Origin of the sequence: Kitasatospora sp. NPDC059571 (assembly GCF_042735675.1) — a bacterium.
In the GTDB taxonomy this organism is placed as follows: Bacteria; Actinomycetota; Actinomycetes; order Streptomycetales; family Streptomycetaceae; genus Kitasatospora.
Map to the genome: position 1 here is coordinate 1 of NZ_JBHWBW010000646.1, position 3588 is coordinate 3588.

At 77.6% G+C, this 3588-nt stretch carries 3 protein-coding genes; all 3 read right to left on the minus strand.

Features of this window, described 5'->3' with window-relative positions; genetic code table 11:
* On the minus strand, nucleotides 1-899 hold an 899-nt coding region (locus tag ACFV0G_RS37185; protein ID WP_380557567.1), incomplete at its 3' end, for a type II secretion system F family protein.
* Nucleotides 899-2452, minus strand: a complete 1554-nt coding sequence (locus ACFV0G_RS37190) for a CpaF family protein (protein WP_380557570.1) — start codon at nucleotides 2450-2452, stop codon at nucleotides 899-901. The genes ACFV0G_RS37190 and ACFV0G_RS37185, both read right to left, overlap by 1 nt.
* Nucleotides 2442-3467 (minus strand): hypothetical protein, encoded by a 1026-nt coding sequence (locus ACFV0G_RS37195; protein WP_380557573.1) that lies wholly within the window; start codon nucleotides 3465-3467, stop codon nucleotides 2442-2444. The genes ACFV0G_RS37190 and ACFV0G_RS37195 overlap by 11 nt, the downstream gene beginning before the upstream one ends.
* Nucleotides 3468-3588: the final 121 nt, after the last annotated feature.

Below are 3588 nucleotides of genomic sequence, written 5' to 3' on the forward strand. Positions count from 1 at the left end.
CCGGCCGGCCGGCCGGCCTTGCTGCGGCGGTCGGCCTCCAGCAGGCGGGGCAGCGGGCTGTGCGCGGCCAGTGAGCGCATCCAGGCGATCACCCCGACGAACGCGGCGGCGACCACGGCGAGCACCACCTGCCCGGTGAACGAGGCGTACGGCGCGGTGTAGCGCGGGTTGAGCGCGCCGGCGGCCAGCACCAGCAGGATGATGCCGACCAGCCAGCGCACCGTGGTGCGGTGCTTGGCCCGGTCGGCCTCGATGGTGCGGCGCTGGCGGACCTCCTCGCGGACCGATTCGGCGATGTCGGACAGCGCCCGGGCGAGGCCCGGCCCGCTGTCGCCGGAGCGCAGCAGCAGTGCGGCGAGGACCTTGTCCGCGGTGGCGTCGGCGAGTTCGTCGCCGAAGGCGCGCAGGGCGTCCTCCGGCCGCCAGCGGGACTGCAGCCGGGCGGCGAGGTCGGCGATCTCCGTCTCCAGGGCGGGCGGTGCGGTCCGGCGGCTGGTGATGACGGCCTGGTTGAGGCCGACGCCCAGCAGCAGTACGTCCGCCAGCCGCTGGGTCCACTCGGCGAGGGCCTCCAGCCGCTCGATCCGGCGGGTGTCGGAGCGGGTCGCGTCGTAGAGCCAGGGCAGGCCGAAGACGGCGAGCGGGACGAGCAGCGCGGTGAGCGGGATGCCGGTGAAGAGCCAGGCCACCGGGGCGCCGACGGCCGCGAGCACGGACTGGATCCGCCGCAGCCGGGCGACGGCGGGCGAGGCCGTGCCGGGCGCGCCGTACCAGAACACGTGCAGCCGGCCGGTGAGCGGGGCGGCGGGCGCCTCCTCGGCACGGGTGCCGACCAGGCCGGCGACCAGGGCGACCAGGCCGCCCGTGACGGCCAGCCCGCAGAGCACGTAGAGCAGCATCAGTGCGCACCGCCGATCCGCAGCGGCAGCGGGGCACCCCAACTGCCGTACGGGGACTGGAGCAGGCCGGCGTCGAAGCCGGCCCGGCGCAGGTCGTCGAGGCACTGCGGCGGGGTGTGCGGGACGGCCCTCGGCTCGCCGTGCTCGGCGCGCGGGCCGAACACCTGGTTCATCGCGGGTCTTCCGCTCTCGCCGAGGCCGGTGATCTCCAGGACGTGCGAGACGAAGCGGTGCCGGCGGCCGCCGACGGCGGTCTCGTCGACCATCGTCACGTGCACGACGAAGTCCACCGCGTTGGCGGTGAGCCGGTAGGCGAGGCTGTCGGTCATGTGGGCGCCGTACTCCAGGCAGAGTTCGGCGATCCGGTCGACCACCATGTGCGGGGCGCGGGCGTGCAGGGTGCACATGGACCCGCCCTCGCCGTTGGTCATCACCCGCAGCATGGGGACGACCTCGGCCGAGCGGACCTCGCCGACGATGATCCGCGACAGCGTCATCCGCAGCGCGGCGGGGATGAGTTCACCGATGGTCAGCTCGCCGGCGGCCCGGCCGTCGACGCGTTCGCCGTTGCCCTCGCGGGCCTCCATCGGCACCACCTGGCGCAGGTGGCCGAGAGTGTGCAGCCACAGCTCGAACTCGGTCTCCAGGGTGCCGACCCGCTCGTCCGGCGGGATCTCGGCGGCCATCGCACGCAGCAGGCTGGTCTTGCCGACGCCCTGGGTGCCGGTCACCATGACGTTCTTCTTCGCCCGGATCGCGGCGGCCAGGAACGCCGCCAGGGTGCCGTCGAGGGTGCCGAGCCGGACGAGGTCGGGCAGCGTCGCCGAGGCGACCCGGTGCCGGCGGATCGCCACGTACGGGCGCGGGGTGACCTCCGTCAGCGCCTGCAGGCGCATCCCGCCCTCCAGCCGCAGCGCCAGGGTCGGGCTGGCGGTGGACAGGCTGCGCTCGCCGCCGCCGTGCTGGCGGGCCAGGTCCTGGAGCAGCTCGACGAGTTCGGCGTCGCTGTCGGCGACCGGCGGGACCTGCCGCAGCGGCTCGTTGACCCGCGACACCCACACGTCGTCGCAGCCGTTGACCAGGATGTTCTCGATCTGCGGGTCGTCCAGGTACGGCTGGAGCCGGCCCGCCCGGAAGAGCAGGTCGTAGACGGCCTCGGCGAGCGCCCGGTCCTGGTCGCGGGTGGGCGGGATGCCGTGGGTCTGCGCGTAGGCGTCGGACCAGCGGGCCACCGCCTCCTCGATCAGGGCCCGGCCGCGCTGGCGCCGGGTGGGCGGGTCGACCTCGCCGGAGCCCTCCAACCGGGAGAGCTGCTGGTGGAGTTCGGCCGCGACCTGGCGCTTGAGCTCGCGCGCGACCTGTGGGTCGACGGCCGGGCCGGTGCCGACCGGCCGCAGGTGCGGTGCGCCCGGGACGGCGGCGGCCGGCGCGCCGGACGGACGGACCGGGCCGGTGGCCACCGGCGCCGCCCAGGGCAGCGCCGCCGGGTCGGCCGCGCCGAGGCGCTGCTGCGGCGCGGGAGGCGGGCCGTGGTGGAGCGGACTACCGCGCACGGAGCACCTCCCCGTACCCCGTGTGCTGCTGCGGCGGCGGGAACGGCGCGGGGGCCGCCGGCTGCGGCACGGCGGGCGGCGCTATGTGCGGCGGGAAGGCGAGCGGGTGCGGCTCCGGTGCCGGCGCCCACGGCCCTCGCGGCTGGACCGGGCCGAGCACCGGGCCGGTCCGCGGCTGCCACGCCTGCGGCGGCGCGGACACCGGGGGCTGCGGCGCGGGCTGCTGCGGGGCCAGCCGCTGCCGCCGGCGGGCGACCAGCTGCTGGAGGGCGTCGGCGCTGCTGCGCGCGGCGCGCATCAGCTCCGAGCGGACGAACCGGCGGTCCGCGGTGTCGCCGCCGTCGGAGAGCACCCGGGCGGTGCGCGGCGCGAACGGCAGCCCGCCGAGGCCCTCCACCCGCAGCTCGCGGGCCGCCTCCGCGGCCGGGTACGGGCCCTCGGCCACCGGCAGCAGGAGCAGCGCGTCGGCGCCGGTGCCGGATGCCTCCAGGTCCTCGCGCAGGGCGGCGAGCCGCGGCCGGGCCGCCGACAGGCCGCGCAGGGTCGTCCGCACGACCACCGCGACCGCGTCGGCCCGCCGGGCCAGCACCGCGCCGGCCCCGGTCGCGCCGGAGCGGCCCAGGTCCACGATGACGTCGTAGCCCTGCGCCTCCAGCGCGTGGAACGCCTCGGCGAGCGGCTCCCAGGTGTATGCCAGGCCGGGCGCCTGCGCCGGGTCGGTCAGGCCGGGCAGCAGCAGCCGCTCGCCGCCGCCGGCCGGCGACAGGTCGATCAGCTGCTCCCAGATGGTCTGCGCGAGCAGTCCGCGGCGGTCTGCGACAGCCAGGTTGCGCAGCCCGTACACCGCGTCGATCCGGCCCTCCAGGGCGCCGGCCAGGACGGCGCCGCCGTCCGGGTCGCACTCGGCGAGCAGCACCCGGCGGCCGGGGTGCAGCGGCCAGGCGAGCAGCAGGGCCAGGGCGGACGTGGTGGCGCCCGGGGCGCCCGGGCCGCCGGCCACGGCGACGACCGCCATCAGGCACCGCCCCCCGAGGCCGAGGGGGCCGGGCTCGGGGCGGCCGGCGCGGCGCCGCCCGCCCGCGGGGCAAGGATCACCTGGAACCGCCCGGTGGCGACCCAGCCGGCCAGCCGCGGTC

Coding starts and splice junctions, on each gene's coding strand:
- ACFV0G_RS37195 (WP_380557573.1), bottom strand. CDS start 3,467: ATGGCGGTCGTCGCCGTGGCCGGCGGCCCGGGCGCCCCGGGCGCCACC.